Origin of the sequence: Streptomyces sp. NPDC093600 (assembly GCF_044764755.1) — a bacterium.
Taxonomy (GTDB): Bacteria; Actinomycetota; Actinomycetes; order Streptomycetales; family Streptomycetaceae; genus Streptomyces.
The window spans coordinates 291,425-316,957 of record NZ_JBIWIU010000006.1; the positions used below are offsets into that span (position 1 = coordinate 291,425).

The following is a 25,533-nucleotide window of genomic DNA, read 5'->3' on the forward strand; positions in this document are numbered from 1 at the left end:
GGAGCGCCGGGCGGCTCCGGGTCCGTCTGGACTCGCCTACTGGTCGATCTTGTCCGCGACCAGCTTCCTGACGTTCTCCCAGGCCTTCGCCGGGTCCGTGCCGCGCTGCTCGATGTCGAGGACGCCGTTGTCCGTGATGAAGGTCTTCACCTGGCCGTCCCAGCGGCTGATCGGGGCCGGGGTGATGCCGGCGGCCGCCGACGAGTAGATCTTTCCGACCGGGGTGTCACCGAAGTACGGCAGCCTGGCGTCCTGGACGGTCGGGGAGGAGAGCGTGTCCTTGGTGGAGGGGATGTTGCCGTTCACGCCGAAGACCTTGGCGTGCTGCGCGGGGGCGGTGAGCCAGGCGGCGAGCTTGGCTGCCTCCGTGGCGTGCTTGCCCGACTTCGGGACCGCGAGGAAGGAGCCACCCCAGTTCCCGGCCACGGGCGGTGCGGCGATGTCCCACTTGCCCTGGTTGCCGGGGCCCGCCTGATCCTTGATGATGCCGGTCATCCAACTCGGGCAGGCGACCGTGGCGAACTTGGAGTTCTTGAAGGCGGCGTTCCAGCTGCCCTTCTCGTCGAACTGGCGCAGCTTGGCGGTGATTCCGCTCCGCGCGGCCTCGACGGCGGTGTCCCAGGCCTTCTTCACACCGGGGCTGTTCTCGTAGTCGAGCTCGCCCTTGGTGTTGGCGTACTGGATCGGCTGGCTGGAGACGACGGCGTTGAACAGGCCGCTCGCTGAGTCGTGGAAGGAGGTCCCGTCCGGGGCGCTCTTCTGGTAAGTCTTGCCGGTGGAGAGGAACTTCGACCAGTCGCCGGCCCACAGGGCTGCGACCTGTTCGCGGTCGGTCGGCAGCTTCGCCTTGGCGAAGAGCTCCTTGTTGTAGCAGATGGCCATGGGGCCGATGTCGGTGCCGAGGCCGATGACCTTGCCGTCGGGGGTGGTGGCCTGCTTGACCTTCCAGTCGAGGAACGCCCCGAGGTCGGCGCCGCCGACAGAGCCGAGGTCGGTCCACTTGTCCGCCATCGCCGGACCGGTCGCCTCGGCGATGTAGCCGACCTCCAGAGCCTGGATGTCGGCGAGACCGCTGTTGCGCGAGAGGCGCAGCTTGAGCGTGTCCCAGTACTTCTGGCCGTCCGCGACGTTCGACTCGACGATCTTGATGTGCGGGTTCATCTTCTCGTACTCGGCGTAGAGCTTGGCGCCGGTCTTGTCGTCGTAGCCGAAGGAACCGAAGGTCCCGATGCGCAGGGTGATCTCTCCGTCGCCGGAGGCCTCGTCCGAGCCTCCGCCACCGCAGCCGGTGAGCAGGACCGTGCAGGCCGCGAGCCCGGCGACCATGGCGGTTCTCGTTCTGGAAGTGCGCATGCGACTCTCCTCGTCCAAGGCGATGGTGGGAGCGCTCCCACTCCCCACTCGCCCGAAGGTTGCTTCCCGGCGGGGGCGGGTGTCAAGGGGTGTGCGCGGATCCGGGGTCGAAGGTGTGGGAGCGCTCCCACTGTTGATAGGGTCGCGGGAGCACTGGGCTGCGAGGGGAGACGGCGGATGGTGGTGAGCGGGCGCCAGACCGGCAGGCCCACCCTGGAGGAGGTCGCGGCCAGGGCGGGTGTCGGCCGTGGCACGGTCTCGCGGGTGATCAACGGCTCCCCGCGCGTGAGCGAGCAGGCCAAGGCCGCCGTCGGCCGGGCCATCGCGGAACTCGGATACGTACCCAACCGGGCGGCCCGTGCGCTGGCCGGCAGCCGTACCGACGCGGTCGCCCTGGTGATCCCCGAGACCGAGGCGCGGCTGTTCGCCGAGCCCTACTTCCTCGACATCATCCGTGGAGTGAGCGCCGAACTCGCCGATGCGGACAAGCAGTTGCTGCTCACCCTGATCCGCAGCGACAAGGAGCGGCAGCGTTTCGAGCAGTATCTCGCCGCCCAGCGGGTGGACGGGGTGCTGCTGGTGTCGGTGCACGGCGACGACCCGCTCCCGGACCAGGTGCGGGAGCTCGGTCTTCCGGCCGTGCTCAACGGCCGCCGCACCGAGGAGGAGACCGTCGCCTATGTGGACTCCGACAACGTCGGGGCGGGCCGCTCGGCGGTCGCCCATCTTGCCGGCCGGGACCGCCGCCGCATCGCGACCGTCACCGGCCCCCTCGACATGTACGTCGCCCGCTGCCGGCTCGACGGCTACCACCAGGGCCTCGCCGAGGCCGGGCTCGCCCCCGACGAGGAACTCGTCGCCACCGGCGACTTCACCGAGGAGGGCGGCCGGCGGGCGATGCGGGAGCTGCTCGCGCGCCGCCCTGACGTGGACGCGGTCTTCGCCGCCTCGGACGTGATGGCGGCCGGTGCGCGCGGCGCGCTGCGCGAGGCGGGGCGGCGGGTCCCCGAGGACGTCGCCCTGGTCGGCGTCGACGACTCGGCGGTGGCGCGGCACATGGATCCGCCCCTCACCAGCGTGCGCCAGCCCATCGAGGAGATGGGGCGGACCATGGCGCGGCTCCTGCTCCAGGAGATCGCGGAGCCCTCGGCGGACCAGCCCCGCCGGGTGCTGCCGACGGAGCTGGTGGTCCGCGCCTCGTCCTGAGGCGCGGACATCGCGTGGGCCCGCCGGATCGCCGTTCCGCTCCCGGGCGGGTCGGTGCTTTTCGGCGCCCCCGGTGCCCCGCGCGCACACCGCAAGCCGGCGTCCGCGGTGCCCCGCGCGCACACCGCGAGTCGGCGTCCCCCGGCCGGTCAGCGCACCCCGAGCAGCCGTCCCCGGCAGGGTCAGCGCACCGCCAGCAGGTGTTCCAGGGCCAGTTGGTCCAGGCGTTCGAAGGCCATCGAGCGTTCGGCCGCCGCCGTCGCGTCGAACTCCTCGTACGCCGAGCGGTCCGCGAGCAGCTCCGCCAGGCCGGCGGCGGCCGTGGGGGTGGCGAGCTCCGGAAGCCGGGAGGCGGCCAGCGCCTCCTGGACCTCCGGGTCCGCCCGGAACGCGGCGGCACGGTCCTTGAGGATCAGATAGTTGCGCATGCAGTTCTTCGCGGACTCCCACACCCCGTCGAAGCCGTCGGTGCGCACGGGCTTGAAGTCGAAGTGCCGGGGCCCCTCGTAGCCGGCCGTCTCCAACAGGTCGACCAGCCAGAACGCCTGGCGCAGATCGCCCGCCCCGAAGCGGAAGTCCTGGTCGTACTTGATGCCGGACTGGCCGTTGAGGTCGATGTGGAAGAGCTTGCCCGCCCAGAGCGCCTGGGCGATGCCGTGCGGGAAGTTCAGCCCGGCCATCTGCTCGTGGCCGGTCTCCGGATTCACGCCGACCAGGTCCGGCCGCTCCAGGCGCTCGATGAACGCCAGCGCGTGGCCGATCGTCGGCAGCAGGATGTCCCCGCGCGGCTCGTTCGGCTTGGGCTCGATCGCGAAGCGGAGCCGGTACCCCTGTTCGGTGACGTACTGGCCGAGCAGGTCGAAGGCCTCCTTCATGCGGTCGAGGGCCACCCTTACGTCCTTCGCGGCGCCGGACTCGGCGCCCTCCCGTCCGCCCCAGGCGACGTACACGCTCGCGCCGAGTTCGACGGCGAGGTCGATGTTCCTGATCGTCTTGCGCAGGGCGAACCGGCGTACGTCGCGGTCGTTGGCGGTGAAGCCGCCGTCCTTGAAGACGGGGTGCGTGAAGAGGTTCGTCGTGGCCATCGGCACCTTCAGGCCGGTGCGGTCCAACGCGGCCCGGAAGCGCTTGACGGCGGCCTCGCGCTCGGTCTCCGAAGAGCCGAACGGGATCAGGTCGTCGTCGTGGAACGTGACGCCGTACGCGCCGAGCGAGGCAAGGCGTTCGACCGACTCGGCCGGGTCGAGCGCCGGCCGGGTGGCGTCACCGAAGGGATCGCGGCCCTGCCAGCCGACGGTCCACAGGCCGAAGGTGAACCGGTCCTGGGGGGTGGGGGCGAAACGTACGGACATGGTCCGGCCCTTTCGGTCGAAGGCGGTCGGAGGTCTGGGCGACCTATTTGTTTTGTGCGATAACTAATACGCCACCCGGGCGCTCCCGCGCCAGAGTGAGGCGCGGATCCGACGTTCCCTACGGCCGCGCGTGACGACGACGAGGACGACGAGAGGCGAGGCCCATGCCCGCGCAGCACCCCGTGGTGATCGGAGTGGACAGCTCCACGCAGTCCACCAAGGCCGCCGTGGTGGACACCACGACCGGCGCCCTGCTCGCCGTCGGCAGGGCCCCGCACACCGTCAGCGGCACCGGGGGCGCACGCGAGAGCGACCCCGGTCAGTGGTGGACGGCCCTGGTGGAAGCGGTCGGACGAGCGCTGAAGGAGGCGGCGGTGCCCGCGTCCGCCGTCACCGGGATCGCGGTCGCGGGGCAGCAGCACGGCCTGGTCGTCGTCGACGCCACGGGCCGCCCGCTGCGGCCCGCGCTCCTCTGGAACGACACCCGCTCCGCGCCGCAGGCGGCCGACCTCACCGCCGAGCTCGGCGGCCCCGGGCCGTGGCTGGCGCGGACGGGATCGCTGCCGGTCGCCTCGATGACGGCCGCCAAATGGCGGTGGCTGCGCGAGAACGAACCGGCCACCGCCGACGCCACGGCCGCGGTCCGGCTGCCGCACGACTTCCTCACCGAACGCCTCACCGGCATGGGCGTGACCGACCCCGGGGACGCCTCGGGCACCTGCTGGTACTCCACCGCCGACCACGCCTACGACCCGGACCTCCTCGCCCTCCTGGGTCTCGACCCGGCCCTGCTGCCCGCCGTCGCCCCGACGGGAGCCGCCCGGGTCGGCACCCTCACCCCGGCGGCCGCCGAAGCGCTCGGGCTCCCCGGCACCGTCGCCGTCGCCGCCGGGACCGGGGACAACATGGCGGCCGCCGTCGGACTCGGCCTGGGAGGGGCCGGGCTGCTCGACCACCCCGTGGTGAGCCTCGGCACGTCGGGGACCGTCTTCGCCGCCACCCGCACCCGCCCCGCCGCGCCCGGACTGGCCGGGTTCGCCGCCGCCGACGGGACGTACCTCCCCCTCGGCTGCACCCTCAACTGCACGCTCGCCGTGGACAGGTTCGCCGACCTCCTCGGTCTGCACCGCGAGGACACCGCACCCGGCGGCGACGGCGTGGTCGTCCTGCCCTACCTCGACGGCGAACGCACCCCCGACCTCCCGCACGCCACCGGCCTGCTCACCGGCATCCGCCACACCACCACCCCGAACGCGATCCTGGCCGCGGCCTACGAGGGCGCCGTCTTCACTGTGCTGCGCGCACTCGACGAACTCCTCACCGCCTGCGGCGCGAACCCCGCCGACCCGGCGGTACGGGACCGTCCCCTGCGCCTGATCGGCGGCGGCGCACGCGGCCGCGCCTGGGCGCGGACCGTCCGCCGGCTCTCCGGGCGCCCCGTCGTCGTCCCGGCCGCGACCGAACTCGTCGCCCTCGGCGCGGCGGCCCTCGCCGCCGGGGCGGCGAGCGGTGACGACCCGGTCGCGCTGGCCACCGCCTGGGACGCCGGCGCCGGCGACCTCCTTCCGCCTCTGGCACGGGACCGGGAGACCTGGGACCGGATCGCCTCGGTCCTCGACGCGGCCGCACCCGCCCTGCCCGCTTCGGCCGCCGGCGCGGCCGAAGGCGCCCGGACATGGGTGCTCTAGGCCCCCGCGTTCGGTGCCTCGTCCCCCGTGATCGGCTCTCGGCGTGTCGTTCGGGTGCCTCCAGCGGGCGGAGAGGGGCGCCGCGGGGTGGAATCGGGGCATGGCTCCTCTACACAGGGTCGGTACGCGCCGCCGTGTGATACCGCCGATGGAGGTCGGCGACTGGTGGTACTCCGCGGTGGCCGCCGAAGCACCCGATTCCTTCAACGGGCGCATACGCAGACGGATGCGGAACGCCGCCCTCGGCGCCGTCCTGCTCCTCTCCGTCGTCTACGCGGGCCTCGTGCTGACCGCGACCGGACAGCGCTGGGAGAACACGGCCACCGCCGGCCGGCTGACGGACGCCAGGCTCTCCGCCGAGCAGGTCGCGCACCGGATCCCGCACGAGATCGCCCTCTCCACCCTCGGCCTCGCCCTGCTGCTCCTGGCGGTGACCGGCATCCTGCGCAAGCGGTACACGGCCACCGCGGCCGCCCTCGGCGTGGTGATCGCCTCCACGGCCCTCGCCGAGCTGCTCCAGCGGTACGTGCTGCACCGGCCCGACCTCGTCGGCGCACCGGCCCACCTCCTGGACGGCGGCTTCCCCAGCGGGCACACCACCCTCGCCCTGAGCGTGACCCTCGGCTTCGCCCTGGTCGTGCCGTACCGGCTGCGCGCCATCGCCGTCGGGGCGTGCGCCGTGTGGGCCACGGCCCTCGGGTTCCACACCGTGGCCGCCGGATGGCACCGGCCGGCCGACCTCATCGGCGCCCACCTGTTGGTGCTCGCCATGGTCTGCGGGACCGTCACCCTCCTCGCCCGCAAGAGGCGGGTCCGCCCCGCGCCCCGGCACCGCGCCCCCCTCCGTACCGCCCTCGTGACCGTTCCGGTGATCCTGGGCGTCCTCGCCTGCCTCGGCGCGGGCGTCCTCCTGCTCACCCGCTCCCTCGGCGTCCCGCTCCCGGTCGACCCGTCGACCGCGCGCCTCGCCTACGAGTCCGGGCAGCTCCTCGCGGCCGGCACCGGCCTCGCGACCGCCCTGCTCCTCCTCGCCCTGCTGCGCCATGTCGACCTCGACGGCACCCCCGTACAGCACCGCCGGATCCCCGAGGAGAGCGACGTGGAGGACGAGATCACGGGGCCCTTTCCCGTGGAGCACGATCACGAGATATCTTGATGTCGAGCAATCTCGCAGACGCAGACGTGGAGCGGAGCACCCGGTGACTGACTCGACCATCATCTACACGCACACTGACGAGGCGCCCGCCCTGGCGACGTACTCGTTCCTGCCCGTGATCCAGGCGTACGCCTCGACCGCGGGAATCAATGTCGAGACCCGTGACATCTCCCTGGCCGGCCGCATCATCGCCAGCTTCCCCGAGCGTCTCGAAGAGGGGCAGCGCATCGACGACGCCCTCGCCGAGCTCGGCGAGCTGGCCAAGACGCCCGCCGCCAACATCATCAAGCTGCCGAACATCTCGGCCTCCATCCCGCAGCTGAAGGCCGCGATCGCCGAGCTGCAGGCCCAGGGCTACGCCCTCCCGGACTACCCCGACGACCCGCGCACGGACGAGGACAAGGACGTCCGCGCCCGCTACGACAAGGTCAAGGGCAGCGCCGTCAACCCGGTCCTGCGCGAGGGCAACTCCGACCGCCGCGCCCCCGCCTCGGTCAAGAACTACGCCAAGGCCCACCCGCACCGCATGGGCGCCTGGAGCCCCGAGTCGAAGACGAACGTCGCCACCATGGGCGAGAACGACTTCCGGTCCACCGAGAAGTCCACCGTCGTCGCCGAGGCCGGAACCCTGCGCATCGAGCACGTGGCCGCCGACGGCACCACCACCGTCCTGCGCGAGTCGGTCCCCGTCCTCGCCGGTGAGGTCGTCGACGCCTCCGTCATGCGCGCCGCCGCGCTGCGCACCTTCCTCAGCGAGCAGGTCGCCCGCGCCAAGGCGGAGGACGTCCTCTTCTCCGTGCACCTCAAGGCCACGATGATGAAGGTCTCCGACCCGATCGTCTTCGGCCACGTCGTACGCGCCTTCTTCCCGAAGACCTTCGCGAAGTACGGCGAGGCGCTCGCCGCCGCCGGTCTGTCCCCCAACGACGGCCTGGGCGGGATCCTCAAGGGCCTCGACTCCGTGCCGGACCTCGGCGCGGAGATCAAGGCGTCCTTCGAGGCCGAGATCGCCGAGGGCCCGGCCCTCGCCATGGTCGACTCCGACAAGGGCATCACCAACCTGCACGTCCCCTCGGACGTCATCGTCGACGCCTCCATGCCGGCCATGATCCGCACCTCCGGCCACATGTGGGGCCCGGACGGCCAGGAGCACGACACCCTCGCCGTCCTCCCCGACAGCAGCTACTCCGGCGTGTACCAGGCCGTCATCGACGACTGCCGCGCCCACGGCGCCTTCGACCCGTCGACCATGGGCTCCGTCCCGAACGTCGGCCTCATGGCGCAGAAGGCCGAGGAGTACGGCAGCCACGACAAGACGTTCGAGATCGCCGCGGCCGGCACCGTCCGCCTCGTCGACGCCTCCGGCGCCGTCGTCCTGGAGCAGGAGGTCGCCGAGGGCGACATCTTCCGCGCCTGCCAGACCAAGGACCTGCCGATCCAGGACTGGGTCAAGCTCGCCGTCACCCGCGCCCGCGCCACCGGCGACCCGGCCGTCTTCTGGCTCGACGAGAGCCGCGCCCACGACGCGCAGCTCATCGCCAAGGTCAAGCAGTACCTGCCGCAGCACGACACCGAGGGCCTCCAGATCGAGATCCTCTCCCCGGTCGAGGCGACCAAGTTCTCCCTGGAGCGCATCCGCCGCGGCGAGAACACCATCTCCGTCACCGGCAACGTCCTCCGCGACTACCTGACGGACCTCTTCCCGATCCTGGAGCTCGGCACCAGCGCCAAGATGCTCTCGGTCGTCCCGCTGATGAACGGCGGCGGTCTGTTCGAGACGGGCGCCGGCGGCTCCGCGCCCAAGCACGTCCAGCAGCTCGTCAAGGAGAACTACCTCCGCTGGGACTCGCTGGGCGAGTTCCTCGCCCTCGCGGTCTCCTTCGAGCACATGGCCACCACCACGGGCAACGCCCGCGCCCAGGTCCTCGCCGACACCCTCGACCGCGCCACCGGCACCTTCCTCAACGAGGACAAGTCCCCGAGCCGTCGCCTCGGTGGTATCGACAACCGCGGCAGCCACTTCTACCTCGCCCTGTACTGGGCCCAGGAGCTGGCCAGGCAGACCGAGGACGCGCAGCTCGCCGAGGCCTTCGCCGGCCTGGCCAAGACCCTCGCCGAGCAGGAGGAGACCATCGTCTCCGAGCTCATCGCGGTCCAGGGTTCCCCGGTCGACATCGGCGGCTACTACCAGCCGGACCCCGCCAAGGCCTCGGCCGTGATGCGTCCGTCCGCCACCTTCAACGAGGCCATCGCCAGCCTCGGCTGATCCCGGCGCACACGCGTGGCCCGCCCCGGCCCGGACCTCCGTCCGGACCGGGGCGGCCCTGTCGGTGGCGGATGGGCCGTCCGGGTGTGAACCTGGATGGATGAGCTGGGCATCATGGACGACCGCCGGGGTCTATACCGGGCGTGGTGGGGTGCTGACCGAGGAGGCCGGCGCGCTCACCGGTGACGTGACCGTGCACACCACCTACGCGGACGGTGAGGCACGCGTGGCCGTGCAGTACAGCGGCGCGTCCGACTGGTTCACCATGTCGGGCAGTCCGGTGCCGTGCGCCTCCGAGCCGGAGAGCCGCGAGATACACGAAGCGGTCGTCGAAGCCGTACGGGCGGGCAACGCGGCGGTCGTGCCGTACCGGCCGCCCTCACCCACCTGACCGACCGCCGCCCATAACCGTTATCGCGCCCCCTCCCACGGGTCTCCTCACCACGGGGACGGACCCAGGGACGAGGGAGCAGACACATGCACAGCGACGAGCACGCCACGGCAGGCCTGGTGGCGGCGGCCGCGGCCGGGGACGCGCACGCCCGGGAACGGCTGATACGCGACCACCTCCCGCTCGTCCACAACATCGTCGGCCGCGCGCTCGACGGCCACGCCGACGTCGACGACGTCGTGCAGGAGACCCTGCTGCGGGCCCTGGACGGACTGTCCGGCCTGCGCGACCCCGCGCGGTTCCGCTCCTGGCTGGTCGCCATCGCCATGAACCAGATCCGCAGGCGGTGGCGCGAACGGCAGAACGGCCCGCTGCCCGGCCTGGACCGGGTGTCCGAGATCGCCGACCCCGGCTCCGACTTCACCGACCTCACCATCCTGCGGCTGGGGCTCTCCGGGCAGCGCCGCGAAGTGGCCGAGGCCACCCGCTGGCTGGACGAGAGCGACCGCGAACTCCTCGCCCTGTGGTGGCTGGAGGCCACCGGCGAGCTGACCCGCGCCGAACTGGCCGAGGCGCTCGGCGTCACCCCGCAGCACGCCGCGGTCCGCGTCCAGCGGATGAAGGGCCGGCTCGAGACCGGCCGGACCGTCGTCCGGGCCCTCGCCGCCACCCCGCCGTGCCCGGGTCTGGCGGAGGTCGTCGCCGGATGGGACGGCCGACCGGCGCCGGTGTGGCGCAAACGCGTCGCCCGTCACCTGGAGGCCTGCGACGCCTGCGCCGGCTCCCGCTCGGGACTCGCCCCCGCGGAGGGGCTCCTGGTGGGCCTCGGCCTGGTGACACCCCTGCTGGCAGTCGAGGGGGCACCGCACCCGCCGGTCGCCGCGACCGAGACGGTCGCCTGGGCCGGTCCGGCACCGGGCGCGTCCGTGGCGGGGGAGGGGCTGCCGGGTCCCGTGCCGACCGCACGCGGCGTACGAGGGCGGGGCCGGGCCCGTGGTACGGCACGGCGGGCCGTCCTCGCCGGCGCGGCGGCGCTGGGCGCTCTGGGAGGCGTCATCCTGCTCGTCCCGTCACCGCCGCCGGCCCGTACCCCGGAGCCCGCCCCGGCCCTGGCGGCCCCCGCCCCGGCTCCCACGACCGCCCCCGCCGAGCCGTCGCCGAGCACCGCCACCCGGGCGAGCCGGACACCCGTACCGGCCTCCGCGACGCCGGCGCGGACCCAGCCGCCGACCGTCGAGGAACGACTCAACCGGCTGGTCAACCAGCGCCGGGCGCAAGCCGGTTGCGCCCCGCTGCGGACGGACCCGCGGCTGACCGGGGCCGCGCGCGCGTACGCCCGGGACATGGTCCGGCGCGGCTACTACGCCCACAGCAGCCCCGAGGGCGCCTTCGCGGACGCGCGGATCTCGGCCGCCGGCTATCCGTGGAGCCGCTGGGCCGAGAACCTGGCGCGCGGGACGACGGACCCGGCCGACGTCTTCGCGGGCTGGATGGACGACGGCGCGCACCGGCGGAACATGCTGGACTGCCGCTACCGGGACACCGGGGTCGCCGCGGTCCCCGGACCGGACGGCACGGTGTGGGTGCAGAAACTGGCCACCCCGTCGTCCTGAACCCGCACCGCCACCCGCAGTGCCGTGGTCACCGCTTGGCGGCGAAGTTCTGCACCCACCAAGGGCCATTGGGGCTGAACCGCACCCCGACGCCGATGTCCTTGAAGGAGCAGTTGAGGATGTTGCGCCGGTGTCCGTCGCTCTCCATCCACTCGCGCATCGCCTGCGCGGCCGTCTTCGGCCCGCGGTGGATGTTCTCGGCCCAGGTGGACCAGGAGTACCCGGCCGCGGTGATCCGGTCGCCCGCGTTCCGCCCCTCGGGGCTGTTGTGGTCGTAGTAGCCGCGCTCGGACATGTCGTCCGCGTGTGCCTGGGCCGCCGAGCGAAGCCGGGCGTCGGAGCGGAGCGCCGCGCAACCGGCCTTCGCCCGCTCGGTGTTGGCGAGGGAGATCACCCGGTCGACGTACCGCGCGATCTGCCCCGGCGACGCCGGGTTCGCCGGTACCGCCTCGGCCTCGGCCATCGCACGCAGCCGCGCCGGGGCCGTGGGCGCGGTGCGGGCCGTCACCTCCCGCCGGGTCGGCGCGGGGCTCTCGGCGGGCGCGGAGGACCGGCCGGCCGAGACGGACGCGGAGGATACGGCCGAAGGGGTGACAGGGGCCGCCGGAGGTTTCCCGCCCGGCGCCGGGGCCGACGGGGTGGAGCTCCCGGCCGGTGGCGCGACAGCGGCCCGGAGCCCGGTGGTACGCCCGGCCGCGTCGGCCGGGACGCCGTGGGACGCCACGTAGGCGCCCGTCGTCACGGTGAGGACGGCCGCGGCCGTACCCGCCATGGTCACAGCGGTACGGAAGGACGTCGCCCGGCGCGCGTGCCGTCCCGCACCACCCCCTCTGCGATGGCGGCCGCCGCCCTTGGCCGGCCGGTCGTACGGGACGCGATCGTCGTGGTGGTGCATGGGCTCCGCTCTCTTTCAGGACACCGGACGGTCCGGCGCGGGGGAGAGCCGCCGGGGCGACGGCACTAGGGGGTGTCTTGCCGATCAGGCCGGGCTCGCGTGCCCTGGCACCGCTCCCCCGTAGCCCTTCGGGCACGGGAGGGGCCCCACGCCGCGTTGCCGTCGGTCGCCGACTCCCCCGTAGCCCTGCGGGCACGGGAGGCGCCCCCACCGCGTTGGCTCCCTCCTCCGCCTTGCGATCCGTCCCCTCGGCCCTGGCGGGCCTGGGGAGACCCCATGCACCAGACCCCGCTCCCTGATCCGGCCTGATCGACAAGACACCCCCTCACACTGTCCTGCCCCGGAGCCTTCGACACACCTCGTCAATCCGCCGAGTCAACCCACCACGCCGAGCGGCCGCACCCGGGTCACCCGTCGTGCGGAACGACCGCCACCGGGCACGGCGCCAGGTGCAGCGCGGCGTGCGCCACCGACCCGATCCGGGGCCCCACCGCCCCGCGCCGGGCCCGCCGCCCCACCACCAGGAGCCGGGCGTCACCCGAGGACGAGAGGAGCACCTGCCCCGCGCTCCCGATCTCCACATGCTCGGCCACCGGCACCTGCGGGAACCGCTCCCGCCACGGCGCGAGGGCCTCGCGCAGCGCCTTCTCCTCGTACGGGACGAGACCGCCGGCCTCGTCGGCGAGCGCCAGCGACCCCGGGCTGTACGCGAACAGGGGCGGCAGGCTCCACGCCCGTACCGCCCGGACGGACGCTCCTCGCGCCGCCGCCGTCTCGAAGGCGAAGCGCAGCGCCGGGGCGCTGTCCTCCGGCCCGCCCAGCTGCCCCACGACGATCACACCGCCCCGGCCTTCGGCCCGGCTGCCGCTGCCGCCGTCACGGGAGCGGACGGCCACCACCGGACGGGTGGCGGCCGCGATGATCTGCTGTCCGTACGAGCCGAGCAGGAACCCGGCGACCGCCCCGTGTCCGCGCGAGCCGATGACGAGCAGTTCCGCCCGCGCCTCGGTGCTCGTCAGGGCGGAGACCGGGGTGTCGGCCAGTACCTCGGCGGTCAGCCGCACCTCCGGGTGGCGCCGCGCGAGTGCCGCCTCCGCGTCCCGCAGCACGTCCTGGGCGGTCCGTTCCTGCCCCTGCCGGTCCGGCAGGAACGGGATGTCGAGCGGCTCCCACCGCCACGCGTGCACCAGGCGCAGCGGAAGCCCCCGGTGCAGGGCCTCGCGGGCGGCCCAGTCGGCCGCGGCGAGACTCTCCGGCGAACCGTCCACTCCCGCGACGATCTCACGACTCATCAGGATGCCTCCGTAAGCTCCGTACCTCTGCGGCGGTTGCGGCCCGTCGGCCGCGGCCCGTCTTCTGCACTGCCGTCCAGCCTGGGCCCATCGGCTCCCGGACGAGGGGGCCGGACGCCCCGACACGACGGCACGTCGCACACCCCGCCCACGCGCCCGGATGCGGCGCACGCGCGGGGCGTGCGCCGCATCCGGTGGCGTCCGGGCCTCATCTCCCGGCCCGGACCCGCGTCACCAGTCCTTCCTGATCTCGAACCGGTAGTCGCGCCGGTCGAGGACGTGGCCGTCGCCGTCGACGAGCGCGGCGTAGACGTCGTACAGTCCGCGGGCCCGTGGTCCGCTGGGGACGCGCTCCGGGGGAAGCGCGAGTTCGTACGGTCCACCCCGCCGGAAGTCGCCGAGCAGCACCTCCCGGACGCCCACCTCGGCGCCGGACCTGCTGCGTACGTCCAGAACCTTCAGGCCTGTCACGAACGGTCCGTCGACACGGAAGTGCACCACCGCGCGGCACTCCGTGCCCTCCTTCAGCGTGAAGGGCGGAGCTGCCGTGCCCGGTGGAGACACCGGTACCGCGATGGGGTCCCGTCCGGCGAACTGGAGGGACAGGCCCAGCAGTTCCACGGCGCGCCCGTCGCGGACCGGAGCCGACTCGGCCGCATCGGCGAGGGAGGCCATGAGGCGCTCGCTACTCGTGCCCGTGCTTCTTCATCCGCCGCATCGCTTCCGCGGCCTTGGACCTGGCCTTGCCGGTGACCTCCTCGGCGCGACCCTCACCCTTCATCCCCGGGTCGCCGACGGCGCCGCCGACTGCCTTCTTCATCTTGCCCTTCATCTCCTGGGCCTTGCCCTTGGCCTTGCTCATGACGTCGCCTCTCTGCGCATGCCCCTCGGGGGCCAGGTGGTGACGGGTCGCGGCTACCCCGATTCGCCTCGCGCACTCGCCGTCCGGGCGCCGGGAACGGTGCCGCGCATGGCCCGCCGCCGAGCGGGCACTCGGGGTGTCAGAGCCGAGAAAGGGTGGTGGGACCATGTCCGGAACGAGGGAGCCGGCTGCGGACGTTCCGCGCGTGACGCCGGTCACCGGCGGACCGCTCCTGGTCGAGGGGCCGGTCGAGATCGTCATGCCGGACGGCACCGTGACGCTGTGCGAGCGCCCCGTGGTCGCATTGTGCACCTGCCGGCGCACGCTCCGCGCCCCGTTCTGCGACACGAGCCATCGCAGCCGCTTGCGGCGCGACCGGCGTAACGCGGGCGACGGCGACGGCTGAGCGCGCCGCCCGGGACCGGGGCGGACGCCTGAGGCGAGGGAGGCGGAGGGAACATTGCCACTGTTCCCTCCGCCTCCCTCGCCGGTTTTCACGGCCGCAGCAGGGTCTTCACCATCCCGTCCTCCTTCGCCTGGAAGGTGGCGTACGCCGACGGGCCCTCCTCCAGCGGCAGCACATGCGTCGCGAAGCCCTCCACGCCCAGCGGATCCCCGCCGTCCAGGAGCGGCATGATCTCGTCGACCCAGCGCCGTACGTTCGCCTGACCCATCCGCAGCTGAATCTGCTTGTCGAAGAGGGTGAGCATCGGCAGCGGGTCCGCCATGCCGCCGTACACCCCGACGACCGAGATCGTCCCGCCGCGCCGCACGATGTCGATCGCCGTGTGCAGCGCCTGCAGCCGGTCGACCCCGGCGAACTCCATCAGACGTTGGGCGACCGGGTCCGGCAGCATTCCGGTGACCCGCTGGGCCGCCTTCGCCACCGGTGAGCCGTGGGCCTCCATGCCGACCGCGTCGATCACCGCGTCGGTGCCCCTGCCGCCGGTCATCTCCCGGATGACGTCGGCCAGCCCCGCCCCGTGCTCGCGCAGGTCGACGGTGGTCACCCCGCGAGCGGCGGCCCGGGCGAGCCGTTCGGTCACCAGGTCCACGCCGATGACCACCCCGGCGCCCTGGTGCAGCGCGATCCGCGCGGCCATGTCCCCGATCGGCCCGAGGCCGAGGACGGTCACCGAGCCGTCGGGCGGCACGTCCGCGTACCGCACCGCCTGCCACGCCGTCGGCAGGACGTCCGACAGATAGACGAACCGTTCGTCGGGCGGGCCCTCCGGCACCTTCACCGGCAACCGGTCGGCGAACGGCACCCGCAGGTACTGCGCCTGGCCGCCCGGCACCTGCCCGTACAGCTTGGTGTACCCGAACAGCGCGCCGCCCTTGCCGTGCTCGCGCACCTGCGTCGTCTCGCACTGGGAGTGCAGGCCGCGCCCGCACATGAAGCACTCGCCGCACGAGACGTTGAACGGGACGACGACCCGGTCGCCCGGCGCGAGCGACGTGACCTCGGGACCGACCTCGACGACCCGTCCCATCGGCTCGTGCCCCAGGATGTCCCCGGGATCGAGAAACGGTCCCAGCGTCTCGTAGAGATGGAGATCGGAGCCGCAGATGCCGGTGGACGTGATGCCCACGATGATGTCCGTCGGCTCCTCGATCTTCGGATCGGGCACGGTGTCCACCCGGACGTCGCGCCTGCCGTGCCATGTCAGCGCCCGCATGGGACACCTCCTTCTCGACGCCCTCTCGCCGCGGCGCCGTCGCTGTGACGCCCCGAGCCGTGCGGGCGAGTGCCCGGCGACGAGGGGCCGAAACGGGTCGGGGGTCGCGCCGGCCGCCTCAGCCGACGCGGCGACCGGTGAGCGGAGCCGTGGCGTCGCCGCTGCCCGCCCGTACGCCGCGCAGGAAGGCGCGTACGGCCTCCACCGAGCTCACCGTCGGTTCCCAGTCGAGCTCACGGCGCGCCCTGTCCGTGGCCAGCAGGGGCAGCCGCAGCACCGCGTCGAAGAGGTCGGGCGAGGCGGGCGCGACCCGTAGCTTCCAGGCCGCGGAGAGCGCGCCGCGCACGGCGCTCCGCGGGACCCTGACCGTCCGGGCGTCCAGCAGCCCGGCCAGCGTGTCGGCGTCGATCACCGGGTCCGCCGCCAGGTTGAACGCGCCCCGGACGTCGCGCAGCAGCGCCCGTACGTAGGCGTCGGCCGCGTCGTCGGTGTGCAGCGTCTGGAAGCGCAGGCCCTCGAACTCCGGGACCAGCGGCAGGAGTTCGGGGCGGAGCAGAGCGCCGGGGAAGAAGCGGCCGGCGAAGATCCGGCGCTGCTCGCTCGCCGACTCCTCCTTGAAGAGAAAGCCCGGCCGCATCCGCACCACCCGGGTCAGCGGATGGTCGCGCTCGAAGGTGTCGAGGACCCGTTCGAGGTATGCCTTCTCGCGGGTGTACGCGGCCCCGGGCCAGCCGTGCGTCGGCCACGACTCCGAGACACCGGGGCCCGTCTTGGGGCCGGGGGAGTACGCCCCGACCGACGAGGCGTGCACCAGGACCGGCACCCGGCCCGCCGCGACCGCGTCGAAGACGCGCAGCGAGCCGAGGACGTTGGCCTTCCAGGTCTCGACCGGGTCATGGGTCGGCTGGAAACGCCAGGCGAGATGGATGACGGCGTCGGCGTCCTCGACGTACTGGGCGAGCCGTGGCTCGTCGCGTTCGAGTGAGAGGTCCACCTCGGCCCACTCCGTCTTGGGGAGGGTCAACCCGGGCCTGCGGCGGGCCAGTCCGAGGACGGAGGCGACCCGCGGCTCCCGGGAGAGTGCCCGGACCACGCTCGTACCGACATTGCCGGTGGCGCCGGTGACGACCACCTTCAGGGCCTCGCTCGCGTTCATGGGACAGACCTTCCACTACGGAGTGTGTCCGAACGGGTCGCGCAGATGAGCGTCCGACCGGACTATAGAGCGATGGAGGGAAGGGGGGCGTGCCAGGAGGACAAGATGTTGCTGCCCGACAAGAAGATGATCGACCGGCTGCTCCGGCACTACCGGGCCCAGGAGCGAGTGGTTCTCGCACGGCCGGGGGACCTGTCGACGCGCAGGCGCTTCGAGGACACGGCGTACACGCTGTGTGTCCTGATGGGAGAGCGGACCGCCCGCGAGGCGGTGCACGCGGCCGAGCGGTACGTCGGCACGGGAAGCCGCGCGCCCCGCAAGACGCTGGAAAGCCTTCCCGGCGCCTGACCGCCCCCTCAGGAGGGCCCGGCCCCCAACCGGGACCGCCCGGACCCTCCTGAGGCCCCGGCACCCGCCGCGCCCGCCCCGAGCGGACCGCGCGCTGCCCAGGCGCTCGCGCCGATCCCGAACGGACCGCGCGCCGCCGAGGCGCTCTCGTCCGTTCCGGGTCGCCCGGTTCGTGCCGCGCCTGCCGAGCTCGCCGCGCCCGGCCGGGGTCGGCGTCGGCCGCGGCGTCACGACGACCCCGCGTCCTTCCCAGGCGTCGAACGCCCGCCCGGCCGCGCGGAGGTGCCCGGTGCCGGCCTCACGTCGGGACTCGTCACCGCCCCCGGCCGGCCGTCGCCGCCCGTGCGCCCGACCGGCTCGCGCACACCCTCGGAGTGGGGGCGGGACGCAGGTTCGGGTGCTCCGGTGGACTGCCGGTGCCCCCGCGCGCGGCCACCGTCGGCCTCTGCGGCGACCTCCGGCGCCCGGACGCCCCTCGCGGCCTCACCGTCCGCCGACGCCTTGCCGTCGAGCGGCAGGTGATAGACGGCGTACGCCCGGCCGATCACCGGCTGGGCCACGTTCCGCACCCGGATCCCGCCCGCCGTCATCCCGTGCTCCGTGCCCAGGTGGGCGTGGCCGTGCACGGCCAGATCCGCGCCGCCCTCGTCCATGGCCTCCGCCAGCAGATAGCTGCCGAGGAACGGATAGATCTCCGGCGGCTCCCCGGCCAGCGTGTCCGGCACCGGCGCGAAGTGCGTCAGCGCGATCCTCACCCGGCAGCCGTCGGCGCCCAGTTCCTCCAGCGCATGGCGCAGCCCGACCGCGCTGCGCCGGGTGTAGCGCACGAACGCCTTCATCTCGGGCTCCCCGAACTCGCCCGCGCTGCGCCCCGCGAAGCCGCCGCAGAACCCCTTCGTACCGGCCACCCCGATCTTGTGGCCCGCCACGGCCAGCACCGCCGCCGAACCCTCCAGGACGATGACGCCGGCCGAGCGCAGGGTGTCCATCACGCCCGTCTCCTGGTCCGAGTGATAGTCGTGATTGCCCAGCACGGCCACCACGGGCACGCCGAGACCGGCGACCTCCCCGGCCACGACCTCGGCCTCCTCGACGGTCCCGTGACAGGTCAGATCACCCGCCAGGAGCAACAGGTCCGCTCGATCGGAAAGCGTCTCGAACGCGGGCCGCAACAGGCCATGACTGTCCGGCCCCAAGTGGATGTCCCCGACCGCCGCCACGCGCAGGACGTCGCTCCGCTCCTCCGTCCTCGTACTCATAGCAGCTCCTCGGAACGGTCCGGGGCGTCGGCGCAGACCACGACGAGATCGGAGCGGACCGGATGCCCGCCCAGCATCTCGTGCGCGATGCGCAGGATCTGGTCCCGCCGCGCCGCGGTGGGCACGGTCCCGGAGAGCAGCACCGCGCCGCCGCGCATCTCGATCCGTACACCCAGCTCGGCGACCTCGTCGCCCGCGAGCCGGTCCCGCAGATGGGCGATCAGGTACTCGTCTTCGTCACCGTCCCTCATCGGTGGCCTCCCTCCCGGGAATCACGTCCAGCCGCTCCAGCAGGTACAGAAAGGCGTCCGGCATCGGGGCGTCCCCGTGCTCCCTGCGCACCCGGTCCCAGTCCACGCGCTCGCGCAGGCCCCGGGCGACGGGCAGCAGCGCCCCGAAGTCGCAGTGGTGCTCGGAGAGCGCGGCCAGCCGGCTGCTGACCAGGTCCGTGGGGGCGAGTACCGGCATGTGCACGGAGTCGACGGGCAACTGCTGGGCCCGGTCGAGCAATTCCGTCGTCACCGGGCGGTCCGCGAGCGAGAAGATCAGGTCGATCTGCTCGCCCCGGGTGCGCGCCTTCACGAGCCAGTCCTCGGGCGGCTCGATGATCTCGATGCCGTTCTCCTCAAGGATGCGGACGACCGCCTCCGCGTCCTCGCGGCGCACCGCGAAGTCCGTGTCGTGCTGCAGTCTGACCGGAATGCCGTGCGCGTACACCGCCACACTGCCCACCAGGGCGAAGGGGCAGCCCGACTTCTTCAGCAGCGCGGCCACCTGCTTGGTGGTCTCCAGGATGGCCTGGGTGTGGTCCGGCGGCAGGCTCTCCGGCGCCCCTCCCGCCCGGTCCCGGCCGCGGCTCCCGGCCGGGGCGGGTGCCGCGGCGGAGAGGCGGTTCGGGTCCGACGCCGTGTCGTGCGAGCCGGTCCGGATGGCGTTGTTCCGGGCCGGGCCTTCCATCAGGTTCATGGCCGGTACTCCGTCCTGCTGAGGTCCATGCCGAGGTTCAGGGGCGGGAGCCATGCGGGTACCCAGTCGTCGGGAAATGATCCGTCACCGCTTCCTGGTCGATTCGAGGCAAGGGTCGAGTTTCGCGCCGTTGGGTGGGTAGAGGCCGGTGAGGCGCGTGAAGACGCGAAGGGAAGGCGGTGACCCATGGAGGCCGAGAGGTTCGCCGTCGAAGCCGTCTCCGGGAAGGAGCCCGGTTCCGTGGTGCTGACCCTCCGGGGGGAGCTCGACCACGACACCGCGGACACCTTGCGGGCGGCGCTGGAGGAGACGAACGGTACGGGGCGGGCGACCGGCCCCGGCGCGAGGGCCGGTCCACCGGACCGACCCGGCCGGGCGCGCCGGATCGTCGTCGACTGCTCGGCTCTGACGTTCTGCGACTCCTCGGGTCTCAACGTGCTGCTGAAGGCCCGCCTCCACGCGCTGGAGTCGGGCGGGAGTGTGGAGCTGGCCGGGCTGCGCCCGCCGGTCGCGCGCATGTTCGAGATCACCGGGGCGCGGAGCGTCTTCCGGGTGTACGAGGACGTCGCGGAGGCACTGGCGGACCGGCGGGCGGGCGGGTAGACGCGCGAGGGCGGAGGCACTCATGGACCAGGAAGCCACGGCCGGCGAAGCCGTCGGGGAACACGAGGGCCAGATTCGACGGCTCCTGCTGTTCGGCACCCGAGGTGTCGTGACGCGCTGCCGCGACTTCACCGCCGAGGCGCTGGCCGACTGGGGCTGGACGCCGGCCGCGACCGAGGAGGCGCGGGAGCGGGTGGACGATGTCCTGCTCCTGGTCTCCGAGGTGGTCACCAACGCCTGCCTCCACGCAGGCGGCCCCGAGGAACTGGTCCTGCGCCACACGCGCGAACGCCTCCGGGTCGAGGTCGCCGACGCGAACCCCGACCATCCGACGCGCCGCCTGCCCAGGTCCGCTTCCCTTCCCGGCGGGCACGGCCTGATGGTCCTCGACCGGCTGGCCGGGGACTGGGGGTCGGAACCGCGCGAGGGCGGCAAGGTGGTCTGGCTGGAGATCGACCGCTCCGCGGACCCCTGAGGAAGGGCGGTGCGGCTCTCGCCGCTCCGGCCCTTCAGGGGGTATGTGTGACCAGGAGGTACGTGAGACCGCGCTCCAGGCGTCGCCTCAGGCGTCCGTGCCCTCCTTGGCGTCCTCCAGGAGGCCGGTCCTGAGCTCGCCGAGGATCTTGGCGAGCAGCCGGGAGATGTGCATCTGGGAGAGGCCGAGCCGCTCGCCGATCTCCGACTGGGTGAGTTCGTCGCCGAAGCGCAGTGCCAGGATCCGCCGGTCCCGCTCGTCGAGCTGGGCGATCAGCGGTTTGAGCGACTCCAGGGAGTCGATCAGCTCGAAGGAGCGCTCCTCCTCGCCCAGGCGCCGGGCCCCCGCCGTGAGCGACGTCTCCTCGTCACCGGCCGGGGTGTCCAGGGAGCGCGCCACATACCCGTTCGCGGCCTGCTCGCCCTCGGCCACGCTCGCCTCGTCGACCCTGAGGTGCGCGGCCAGCTCGGCGCGGCTCGGCCGGCGGCCCAGGTCCTGCTCCAGCGTGTCGATCGCCTTCGCCAGCTCGATGCGCAGCTCCTGGAGCCGGCGCGGCACCTGGACGGCCCAGCTCGTGTCCCGGAAGAAGCGCTTCATCTCGCCCACGATCGTGGGGAGCGCGAACGCCGAGAACTCCACGTCACGGCTGGTCTCGAACCGGTCGATCGCCTTGATCAGGCCGATGGTGCCGACCTGGATGATGTCCTCCGTGGGCTCCGCCCGGTTCTTGAAGCGCCGCGCCGCGAACTTCACCAGGCTGAGGTTCAGCTCGACCAGGGTGTTGCGGACGTACGCGTGTTCCGCCGTGCCCTCCTCCAGTGCCTCCAAACGGGTGAAGAGCGCCAGGGAGAGGGTCTGGGCGTCGGCCGTGCTCACTTCGGTGGGCCGGTCGATCTCGGGCAGTCCGTCCAGCGCCCGCCGCCGCACCTCGGCCGGCTCGGCCGGCTCGCGTGGCGCGGCCCCCGGGAAGGTGGCGGCAGCCGGGGCGGCGGACTGGGGTCGGGCGATGTGCGAAGTGGACATGATGCTCCCTCGACGGGTGGCGCAGCCCTTCGCCGTCCGGGGGAGGACGCCGAAAGGCCGTCGTTCGAGAGTCCTTAGGGAGAGATTCCCTTTTGGGATGAATTGACACCGAATGTGCGGGAAACGGCCACGTATGAAGCCCTCACAGCAGCGCGAGACGGCGCGGGCTCGGCGGTTCCCCCTGACCGGCGGGCCGGGCGTGGTGGCCGAGTGCCGTGATCTCACGCGCCAGGCGCTGCGGGAGTGGTTCGGGCAGGCCGGAGCCCCGGGGCAGACCGCCGCCGAGGACGCCCTGCTCCTCGTCTCGGAAGTCGTCACCAACGCGTACACCCATGGGGGCGCCCCTTACGAGCTGTACCTGCACCGCACGGACGGCCGGCTGTGGGTCCAGGTCAGCGATATCAACCCCGAACCCCCTCACCCCCGCGGACCGCACCGGCCCGCACGGTCCTCCGGACACGGGCTGTACCTCCTGGAGCGGCTCTCCGCGGCCTGGGGCTGCCTGCCGCGCTCCAGGGGCAAGGCCGTCTGGTTCGAGGTCGACGTCCTGGGGCGGGCGGCCGAACCCGGAGCCGACGGCGGAGACAGGGCGGACGGGGCCGAACGGGCGGACAGGGCGGGCACGGCCGAACGGGCCGGCAGGGCCGAAAGGGCCGCCGACGGCGGCGAGGGCGGCCACCGGGTCACCGAGGCCGACGGGGCCCTCCTCAGCCGGACGGCGCGGCAGGCACCACCGCCCGACGCCGGGCCCGCTCGCCCGGCCTGATCCACTCGGCAGCCCTAGAGTGGAAATGCGAACCGGGCCACCGCGGTGCACCCCGTACCGCTCCCGCGTCGCCGCGAGGCCGTGATGGACGTATCTCCCCGCACCACTCCCGCCGCCGGGCCCGCCGAGCCGGCCGGCCCGGGCGAGTACGGGCTCAGGGAACTGCTGGCCGGACTCACCGCCGTACGGGACGGCGACCTCTCCGTACGTCTGCCGGAAGCCGCCGAAGGCATCCACGGGCAGATCGCGGTCGTCTACAACGACATGGTCGATCAGCTCTCCCTGGTCACCTCAGAGGTCACCCGGGTCGCCCGCGAGGTCGGCGGGCAGGGCCTCCTCGGCGGGCGGGCCCGCGAACCCCGGGTGCACGGCGTCTGGCAGGAGCTGACCTCGGGCGTCAACACCATGGCCGACAACCTGACCTCCCAGGTCCGGTCCATCGCACAGGTCGCCACCGCCGTCGCGGGCGGCGACCTGACCCGCAAGATCCGCGTCGACGCGCGGGGCGAGATCCTGGAGCTCAAGGAGACCATCAACACGATGGTCGACCGGCTCTCCTCCTTCGCCGAGGAGGTCACCCGCGTCGCCCGCGAGGTCGGTACGGAGGGCAAACTCGGCGGCCAGGCCACCGTCCGCGGGGTGTCCGGCACCTGGAAGGACCTCACCGACAACGTCAACTCCATGGCCGACAACCTCACCAACCAGGTGCGGAACATCGCCCAGGTCACCACGGCCGTCGCCCAGGGGGACCTGACCAGCCGGATCGACGTCTCCGCGCGGGGCGAGATCCTGGAGCTCAAGACCACGATCAACACCATGGTCGACCAGCTGTCGTCGTTCGCCGCCGAGGTCACCCGCGTGGCCCGGGAAGTCGGTACGGAAGGAAAGCTCGGCGGCCAGGCGGAGGTCGAAGGGGTCTCGGGGACCTGGAAGCGGCTCACCGAGAACGTCAACGAGCTCGCCGGGAACCTCACCCGTCAGGTCCGCGCCATCGCCGAGGTGACCAGCGCCGTCGCCGAGGGTGACCTCACCCGCTCCATCACCGTCGAAGCCCCCGGCGAGGTCGGCGACCTCCGCGACAACATCAACGCGATGGTCGAGTCGCTGCGGGCCACCACCCGCGCCAACGAGGAACAGGACTGGCTCAAGACCAACATCGCCCGGATAGCCAGCCTCATGCAGGGCACCCGGGGCCTGCCCCACATTGCCGAACTGATCATGACCGAGGTGCCGCCGCTGGTCGCCGCGCAGTACGGCGCCTTCTTCCTGGCCCAGCACGACGAACGGGGCACCGAACTCGTCATGACCGCGGCGTACGGCGCCCCGGAGGACCCCGGCGACCCGCCCCGCCGCTTCCGCCTCGGCCAGTCGCTCGTCGGGCAGGCGGCACGGGACCGGCGCACCCTCGTCGTCGACCGGGTGCCGCCCGGCTACGCCACCATCGCCTCCGGCGCCGGGCACGGCGAACCGGGCATGCTGATCATCCTGCCGATCGTCGTCGAGGACCAGGTCCTGGGCGCCGTGGAACTCGCCTCCCTCCACCCCTTCACCCCCATCCACCGCGACTTCCTCGAACAGTTCGTCGACACGGCGGGAGCCGTCGTCAGCTCGCTCGTCGCCAACCTCCGCACGGACGAGCTGCTCGGCCAGTCGCAGCGGCTCACCGACGAACTGCGCTCCCGCTCCGAGGAGTTGCAGGCCCGCCAGCAGGAACTCCAGCGTTCCAACGCCGAACTGGAGGAGAAGGCGGCGCTGCTCGCCGAGCGCAACAAGGACATCGAGTCCAAGAACCTCGTCATCGAGCAGGCGCGCCAGGAGCTGGAGGCGCGTGCCCAGCAGCTCTCCCGTACCTCCATGTACAAGTCAGAGTTCCTCGCCAACATGAGCCACGAGCTGCGCACGCCGCTCAACAGCCTGCTGATCCTGGCCCGGTTGCTCGCCCAGAACCCGGAGGGGAACCTGACGGAGAAGCAGGTCGACTACGCCGAGGTCATCCACTCCGCCGGCTCGGACCTGCTGCAGCTGATCAACGACATCCTCGACCTGTCGAAGGTCGAGGCGGGCAAGATGGAGATCCGGCCCGAGCCCTTCGCGCTGCACCAGCTCCTTGAGTATCTGGAGGCGACCTTCGTCCCGGTGGCCGACGAGCGCGAGCTGGAGTTCTCCGTCACCGTGGGGCCGGGCGTACCGGACGAGCTGACCACGGACGAGTCGCGGCTCCGCCAGATCCTGCGCAATCTGCTCTCCAACGCGATGAAGTTCACCGACAAGGGCCGCGTCGAGCTGACCATCGACCGCGCCGAGGGCGACGAACTGCCGCCCCGTATGCGCGAGAACGGCTCCGCCCTCGCCTTCCGGGTCAGCGACACGGGCACCGGGATCCCGCCCGAGCGTCTGGAGAGCATCTTCGGCGCCTTCCAGCAGGGCGACGGTACCGGCGTGCGCGGCTATGGAGGAACCGGCCTCGGCCTGTCCATCAGCCGCGAGGTGGCCGGGCTGCTCGGCGGCGCCATCGATGTCCAAAGCACCCCCGGGCGCGGCAGCGTCTTCACCTTCTTCCTTCCCGAGCCGCGGCTCGGGAAGCTGCCGGGGCGTGACGGCGGGCCGGACGCCGTCGAAGGCGGCCGCGCCGAGTCCACCGGCCGGCCCGGGCCCCTCCCCGAGGGCGCGCCCGACCCCCGTACGGCAGGTCGGACCGTGCTCGTCGTCGACGACGACGTACGCAACGTCTACGCACTCACGGAGGTGCTGGAGGGCCACGGCGTCCGCGTTCTGCGGGCCGACGGCGGCCGCTCGGGTCTGGACCTGCTGAGCAGCCATCCCGAGGTGGAACTCGTCCTGATGGACGTGATGATGGCCGGTATGGACGGCTACGCCGCCACCGAGGCCATCCGGGAGCTCCCGGGCCGCGCGGAGCTGCCGGTCATCGCCGTGACGGCGAAGGCGATGCCGGGCGACCGCGCCCGGGCCCTCGCGGCGGGCGCCAGCGACTACATCGCCAAGCCCGTCGACGCGGAGGAGCTGATGACCAAGGTCCGCCAGTGGCTTCCGTCCTGACACCGGCCACGGCGCTCGGCGACTCCGGCGGCGGCCGCGACCACGTTCACGGCACCGGCACCGGCACCGGCACCGGCACCGGCATCCGCGTCGGCTGCGGCCCCGACCGCGGTCCCGGGCCCTGACC

General features: G+C 73.0%; 24 protein-coding genes and 1 pseudogene. 13 read left to right on the forward strand and 12 right to left on the reverse strand.

Annotation, left to right across the window (positions count from 1 at the left end):
- Positions 1 to 36: 36 nt before the first annotated feature.
- Positions 37 to 1,353 carry an ABC transporter substrate-binding protein gene (locus ACIRB4_RS17930; RefSeq protein WP_403292260.1) on the reverse strand — a complete coding sequence of 439 codons (1,317 nt, stop codon included), beginning with the start codon at positions 1,351 to 1,353 and terminating at the stop codon, positions 37 to 39.
- 177 nt (positions 1,354 to 1,530) lie between these two features.
- Here ACIRB4_RS17930 and ACIRB4_RS17935 point away from each other — a divergent pair, with 177 nt between their 5' ends.
- Positions 1,531 to 2,559 (forward strand): LacI family DNA-binding transcriptional regulator, encoded by a 1,029-nt coding sequence (locus tag ACIRB4_RS17935; RefSeq protein WP_403292262.1) that lies wholly within the window; start codon positions 1,531 to 1,533, stop codon positions 2,557 to 2,559.
- A gap of 182 nt (positions 2,560 to 2,741) precedes the next feature.
- Here ACIRB4_RS17935 and xylA read toward each other — a convergent pair whose 3' ends face one another.
- The gene (gene xylA / locus ACIRB4_RS17940) at positions 2,742 to 3,911 is read right to left on the reverse strand and encodes a xylose isomerase (RefSeq protein WP_403292263.1); all 1,170 of its coding nucleotides are present in this window, start codon (positions 3,909 to 3,911) and stop codon (positions 2,742 to 2,744) included.
- A 164-nt stretch (positions 3,912 to 4,075) separates the two neighbouring features.
- Between xylA and xylB the strand changes: the two genes are divergently transcribed.
- The 5 genes from xylB (at position 4,076) to ACIRB4_RS17965 (ending at position 11,025) form a co-directional block, all read left to right on the forward strand.
- On the forward strand, positions 4,076 to 5,599 hold the full coding sequence (gene xylB, locus ACIRB4_RS17945; RefSeq protein ID WP_403292265.1) for a xylulokinase: 1,524 nt from the start codon (positions 4,076 to 4,078) through the stop codon (positions 5,597 to 5,599).
- A 148-nt stretch (positions 5,600 to 5,747) separates the two neighbouring features.
- Positions 5,748 to 6,755 carry a phosphatase PAP2 family protein gene (locus tag ACIRB4_RS17950; RefSeq protein WP_403292266.1) on the forward strand — a complete coding sequence of 336 codons (1,008 nt, stop codon included), beginning with the start codon at positions 5,748 to 5,750 and terminating at the stop codon, positions 6,753 to 6,755.
- 43 nt (positions 6,756 to 6,798) lie between these two features.
- A complete protein-coding gene (locus ACIRB4_RS17955; RefSeq protein WP_403292267.1) occupies positions 6,799 to 9,021 on the forward strand; it encodes an NADP-dependent isocitrate dehydrogenase in 2,223 nt (740 codons plus the stop codon).
- Between the two features lie 100 nt (positions 9,022 to 9,121).
- Entirely contained in the window at positions 9,122 to 9,412 is a 291-nt protein-coding gene (locus ACIRB4_RS17960; RefSeq protein WP_403292269.1) for a hypothetical protein, read from the forward strand.
- An 86-nt stretch (positions 9,413 to 9,498) separates the two neighbouring features.
- Positions 9,499 to 11,025: a sigma-70 family RNA polymerase sigma factor gene (locus ACIRB4_RS17965; protein ID WP_403292271.1), complete on the forward strand. Its 1,527-nt coding sequence runs from the start codon at positions 9,499 to 9,501 to the stop codon at positions 11,023 to 11,025.
- A gap of 28 nt (positions 11,026 to 11,053) precedes the next feature.
- Here ACIRB4_RS17965 and ACIRB4_RS17970 read toward each other — a convergent pair whose 3' ends face one another.
- The 4 genes from ACIRB4_RS17970 to ACIRB4_RS17985 form a co-directional block, all read right to left on the reverse strand.
- Positions 11,054 to 11,920 carry a CAP domain-containing protein gene (locus ACIRB4_RS17970; RefSeq protein WP_403292273.1) on the reverse strand — a complete coding sequence of 289 codons (867 nt, stop codon included), beginning with the start codon at positions 11,918 to 11,920 and terminating at the stop codon, positions 11,054 to 11,056.
- A 407-nt stretch (positions 11,921 to 12,327) separates the two neighbouring features.
- On the reverse strand, positions 12,328 to 13,212 hold the full coding sequence (locus ACIRB4_RS17975; protein WP_403292275.1) for a universal stress protein: 885 nt from the start codon (positions 13,210 to 13,212) through the stop codon (positions 12,328 to 12,330).
- A 231-nt stretch (positions 13,213 to 13,443) separates the two neighbouring features.
- Positions 13,444 to 13,887: a hypothetical protein gene (locus tag ACIRB4_RS17980; protein WP_403292277.1), complete on the reverse strand. Its 444-nt coding sequence runs from the start codon at positions 13,885 to 13,887 to the stop codon at positions 13,444 to 13,446.
- Positions 13,888 to 13,897: 10 nt separating this feature from the next.
- Complete coding sequence (locus ACIRB4_RS17985) at positions 13,898 to 14,074, reverse strand: CsbD family protein (RefSeq protein ID WP_403292279.1); 177 nt, start codon at positions 14,072 to 14,074, stop codon at positions 13,898 to 13,900.
- 166 nt (positions 14,075 to 14,240) lie between these two features.
- Here ACIRB4_RS17985 and ACIRB4_RS17990 point away from each other — a divergent pair, with 166 nt between their 5' ends.
- Positions 14,241 to 14,480, forward strand: coding sequence for a CDGSH iron-sulfur domain-containing protein (locus tag ACIRB4_RS17990; RefSeq protein WP_403292281.1), 240 nt, complete (start codon positions 14,241 to 14,243; stop codon positions 14,478 to 14,480).
- Between the two features lie 88 nt (positions 14,481 to 14,568).
- On the opposite strand, the gene ACIRB4_RS17995 is transcribed toward ACIRB4_RS17990, so the two are convergent.
- Together ACIRB4_RS17995 and ACIRB4_RS18000 are read right to left on the reverse strand one after the other, a co-directional pair.
- On the reverse strand, positions 14,569 to 15,753 hold the full coding sequence (locus ACIRB4_RS17995) for a zinc-dependent alcohol dehydrogenase (RefSeq protein ID WP_403292282.1): 1,185 nt from the start codon (positions 15,751 to 15,753) through the stop codon (positions 14,569 to 14,571).
- Between the two features lie 118 nt (positions 15,754 to 15,871).
- Positions 15,872 to 16,909: an NAD-dependent epimerase/dehydratase family protein gene (locus tag ACIRB4_RS18000; protein WP_403292284.1), complete on the reverse strand. Its 1,038-nt coding sequence runs from the start codon at positions 16,907 to 16,909 to the stop codon at positions 15,872 to 15,874.
- Positions 16,910 to 17,014: 105 nt separating this feature from the next.
- Between ACIRB4_RS18000 and ACIRB4_RS18005 the strand changes: the two genes are divergently transcribed.
- Positions 17,015 to 17,257: a DUF5133 domain-containing protein gene (locus ACIRB4_RS18005; protein WP_403292286.1), complete on the forward strand. Its 243-nt coding sequence runs from the start codon at positions 17,015 to 17,017 to the stop codon at positions 17,255 to 17,257.
- A 473-nt stretch (positions 17,258 to 17,730) separates the two neighbouring features.
- On the opposite strand, the pseudogene ACIRB4_RS18010 reads toward ACIRB4_RS18005, so the two are convergent.
- The 3 genes and pseudogenes from ACIRB4_RS18010 to ACIRB4_RS18020 form a co-directional block, all read right to left on the reverse strand.
- A pseudogene (locus tag ACIRB4_RS18010) lies at positions 17,731 to 18,516 on the reverse strand (metallophosphoesterase); the annotation flags it as partial.
- Complete coding sequence (locus ACIRB4_RS18015) at positions 18,513 to 18,767, reverse strand: BON domain-containing protein (RefSeq protein WP_403292288.1); 255 nt, start codon at positions 18,765 to 18,767, stop codon at positions 18,513 to 18,515. The gene ACIRB4_RS18015 and the pseudogene ACIRB4_RS18010, both read right to left, overlap by 4 nt.
- Entirely contained in the window at positions 18,754 to 19,482 is a 729-nt protein-coding gene (locus tag ACIRB4_RS18020) for a nucleotidyltransferase family protein (protein WP_403292289.1), read from the reverse strand. The genes ACIRB4_RS18015 and ACIRB4_RS18020 overlap by 14 nt, the downstream gene beginning before the upstream one ends.
- Before the next feature lie 186 nt (positions 19,483 to 19,668).
- Here ACIRB4_RS18020 and ACIRB4_RS18025 point away from each other — a divergent pair, with 186 nt between their 5' ends.
- On the forward strand, positions 19,669 to 20,085 hold the full coding sequence (locus ACIRB4_RS18025; protein ID WP_403292291.1) for an STAS domain-containing protein: 417 nt from the start codon (positions 19,669 to 19,671) through the stop codon (positions 20,083 to 20,085).
- A 22-nt stretch (positions 20,086 to 20,107) separates the two neighbouring features.
- Positions 20,108 to 20,560 carry an ATP-binding protein gene (locus tag ACIRB4_RS18030; RefSeq protein ID WP_403292292.1) on the forward strand — a complete coding sequence of 151 codons (453 nt, stop codon included), beginning with the start codon at positions 20,108 to 20,110 and terminating at the stop codon, positions 20,558 to 20,560.
- 87 nt (positions 20,561 to 20,647) lie between these two features.
- On the opposite strand, the gene ACIRB4_RS18035 is transcribed toward ACIRB4_RS18030, so the two are convergent.
- A complete protein-coding gene (locus ACIRB4_RS18035) occupies positions 20,648 to 21,583 on the reverse strand; it encodes a SigB/SigF/SigG family RNA polymerase sigma factor (RefSeq protein WP_403292294.1) in 936 nt (311 codons plus the stop codon).
- A gap of 133 nt (positions 21,584 to 21,716) precedes the next feature.
- Between ACIRB4_RS18035 and ACIRB4_RS18040 the strand changes: the two genes are divergently transcribed.
- From ACIRB4_RS18040 to ACIRB4_RS18050, 3 genes are all read left to right on the forward strand, one after another.
- Entirely contained in the window at positions 21,717 to 22,349 is a 633-nt protein-coding gene (locus ACIRB4_RS18040) for an ATP-binding protein (protein WP_403292296.1), read from the forward strand.
- Between the two features lie 84 nt (positions 22,350 to 22,433).
- Positions 22,434 to 25,406, forward strand: coding sequence for a HAMP domain-containing protein (locus tag ACIRB4_RS18045; protein WP_403292297.1), 2,973 nt, complete (start codon positions 22,434 to 22,436; stop codon positions 25,404 to 25,406).
- On the forward strand, positions 25,391 to 25,531 hold the full coding sequence (locus tag ACIRB4_RS18050; RefSeq protein WP_403292299.1) for a hypothetical protein: 141 nt from the start codon (positions 25,391 to 25,393) through the stop codon (positions 25,529 to 25,531). Before ACIRB4_RS18045 ends, ACIRB4_RS18050 begins: the two co-directional genes overlap by 16 nt.
- Positions 25,532 to 25,533: the final 2 nt, after the last annotated feature.

Bases quoted from the DNA above. Each gene is read 5' to 3' on its own strand.
- ACIRB4_RS17930 (WP_403292260.1), bottom strand. From the start codon at position 1,353: ATGCGCACTTCCAGAACGAGAACCGCCATGGTCGCCGGGCTCGCGGCC.
- ACIRB4_RS17935 (WP_403292262.1), top strand. From the start codon at position 1,531: ATGGTGGTGAGCGGGCGCCAGACCGGCAGGCCCACCCTGGAGGAGGTC.
- xylA (WP_403292263.1), bottom strand. From the start codon at position 3,911: ATGTCCGTACGTTTCGCCCCCACCCCCCAGGACCGGTTCACCTTCGGC.
- xylB (WP_403292265.1), top strand. From the start codon at position 4,076: ATGCCCGCGCAGCACCCCGTGGTGATCGGAGTGGACAGCTCCACGCAG.
- ACIRB4_RS17950 (WP_403292266.1), top strand. From the start codon at position 5,748: ATGGAGGTCGGCGACTGGTGGTACTCCGCGGTGGCCGCCGAAGCACCC.
- ACIRB4_RS17960 (WP_403292269.1), top strand. From the start codon at position 9,122: ATGAGCTGGGCATCATGGACGACCGCCGGGGTCTATACCGGGCGTGGT.
- ACIRB4_RS17965 (WP_403292271.1), top strand. From the start codon at position 9,499: ATGCACAGCGACGAGCACGCCACGGCAGGCCTGGTGGCGGCGGCCGCG.
- ACIRB4_RS17970 (WP_403292273.1), bottom strand. From the start codon at position 11,920: ATGCACCACCACGACGATCGCGTCCCGTACGACCGGCCGGCCAAGGGC.
- ACIRB4_RS17975 (WP_403292275.1), bottom strand. From the start codon at position 13,212: ATGAGTCGTGAGATCGTCGCGGGAGTGGACGGTTCGCCGGAGAGTCTC.
- ACIRB4_RS17980 (WP_403292277.1), bottom strand. From the start codon at position 13,887: ATGGCCTCCCTCGCCGATGCGGCCGAGTCGGCTCCGGTCCGCGACGGG.
- ACIRB4_RS17985 (WP_403292279.1), bottom strand. From the start codon at position 14,074: ATGAGCAAGGCCAAGGGCAAGGCCCAGGAGATGAAGGGCAAGATGAAG.
- ACIRB4_RS17990 (WP_403292281.1), top strand. From the start codon at position 14,241: ATGTCCGGAACGAGGGAGCCGGCTGCGGACGTTCCGCGCGTGACGCCG.
- ACIRB4_RS17995 (WP_403292282.1), bottom strand. From the start codon at position 15,753: ATGCGGGCGCTGACATGGCACGGCAGGCGCGACGTCCGGGTGGACACC.
- ACIRB4_RS18000 (WP_403292284.1), bottom strand. From the start codon at position 16,909: ATGAACGCGAGCGAGGCCCTGAAGGTGGTCGTCACCGGCGCCACCGGC.
- ACIRB4_RS18005 (WP_403292286.1), top strand. From the start codon at position 17,015: ATGTTGCTGCCCGACAAGAAGATGATCGACCGGCTGCTCCGGCACTAC.
- ACIRB4_RS18015 (WP_403292288.1), bottom strand. From the start codon at position 18,767: ATGAGGGACGGTGACGAAGACGAGTACCTGATCGCCCATCTGCGGGAC.
- ACIRB4_RS18020 (WP_403292289.1), bottom strand. From the start codon at position 19,482: ATGAACCTGATGGAAGGCCCGGCCCGGAACAACGCCATCCGGACCGGC.
- ACIRB4_RS18025 (WP_403292291.1), top strand. From the start codon at position 19,669: ATGGAGGCCGAGAGGTTCGCCGTCGAAGCCGTCTCCGGGAAGGAGCCC.
- ACIRB4_RS18030 (WP_403292292.1), top strand. From the start codon at position 20,108: ATGGACCAGGAAGCCACGGCCGGCGAAGCCGTCGGGGAACACGAGGGC.
- ACIRB4_RS18035 (WP_403292294.1), bottom strand. From the start codon at position 21,583: ATGTCCACTTCGCACATCGCCCGACCCCAGTCCGCCGCCCCGGCTGCC.
- ACIRB4_RS18040 (WP_403292296.1), top strand. From the start codon at position 21,717: ATGAAGCCCTCACAGCAGCGCGAGACGGCGCGGGCTCGGCGGTTCCCC.
- ACIRB4_RS18045 (WP_403292297.1), top strand. From the start codon at position 22,434: ATGGACGTATCTCCCCGCACCACTCCCGCCGCCGGGCCCGCCGAGCCG.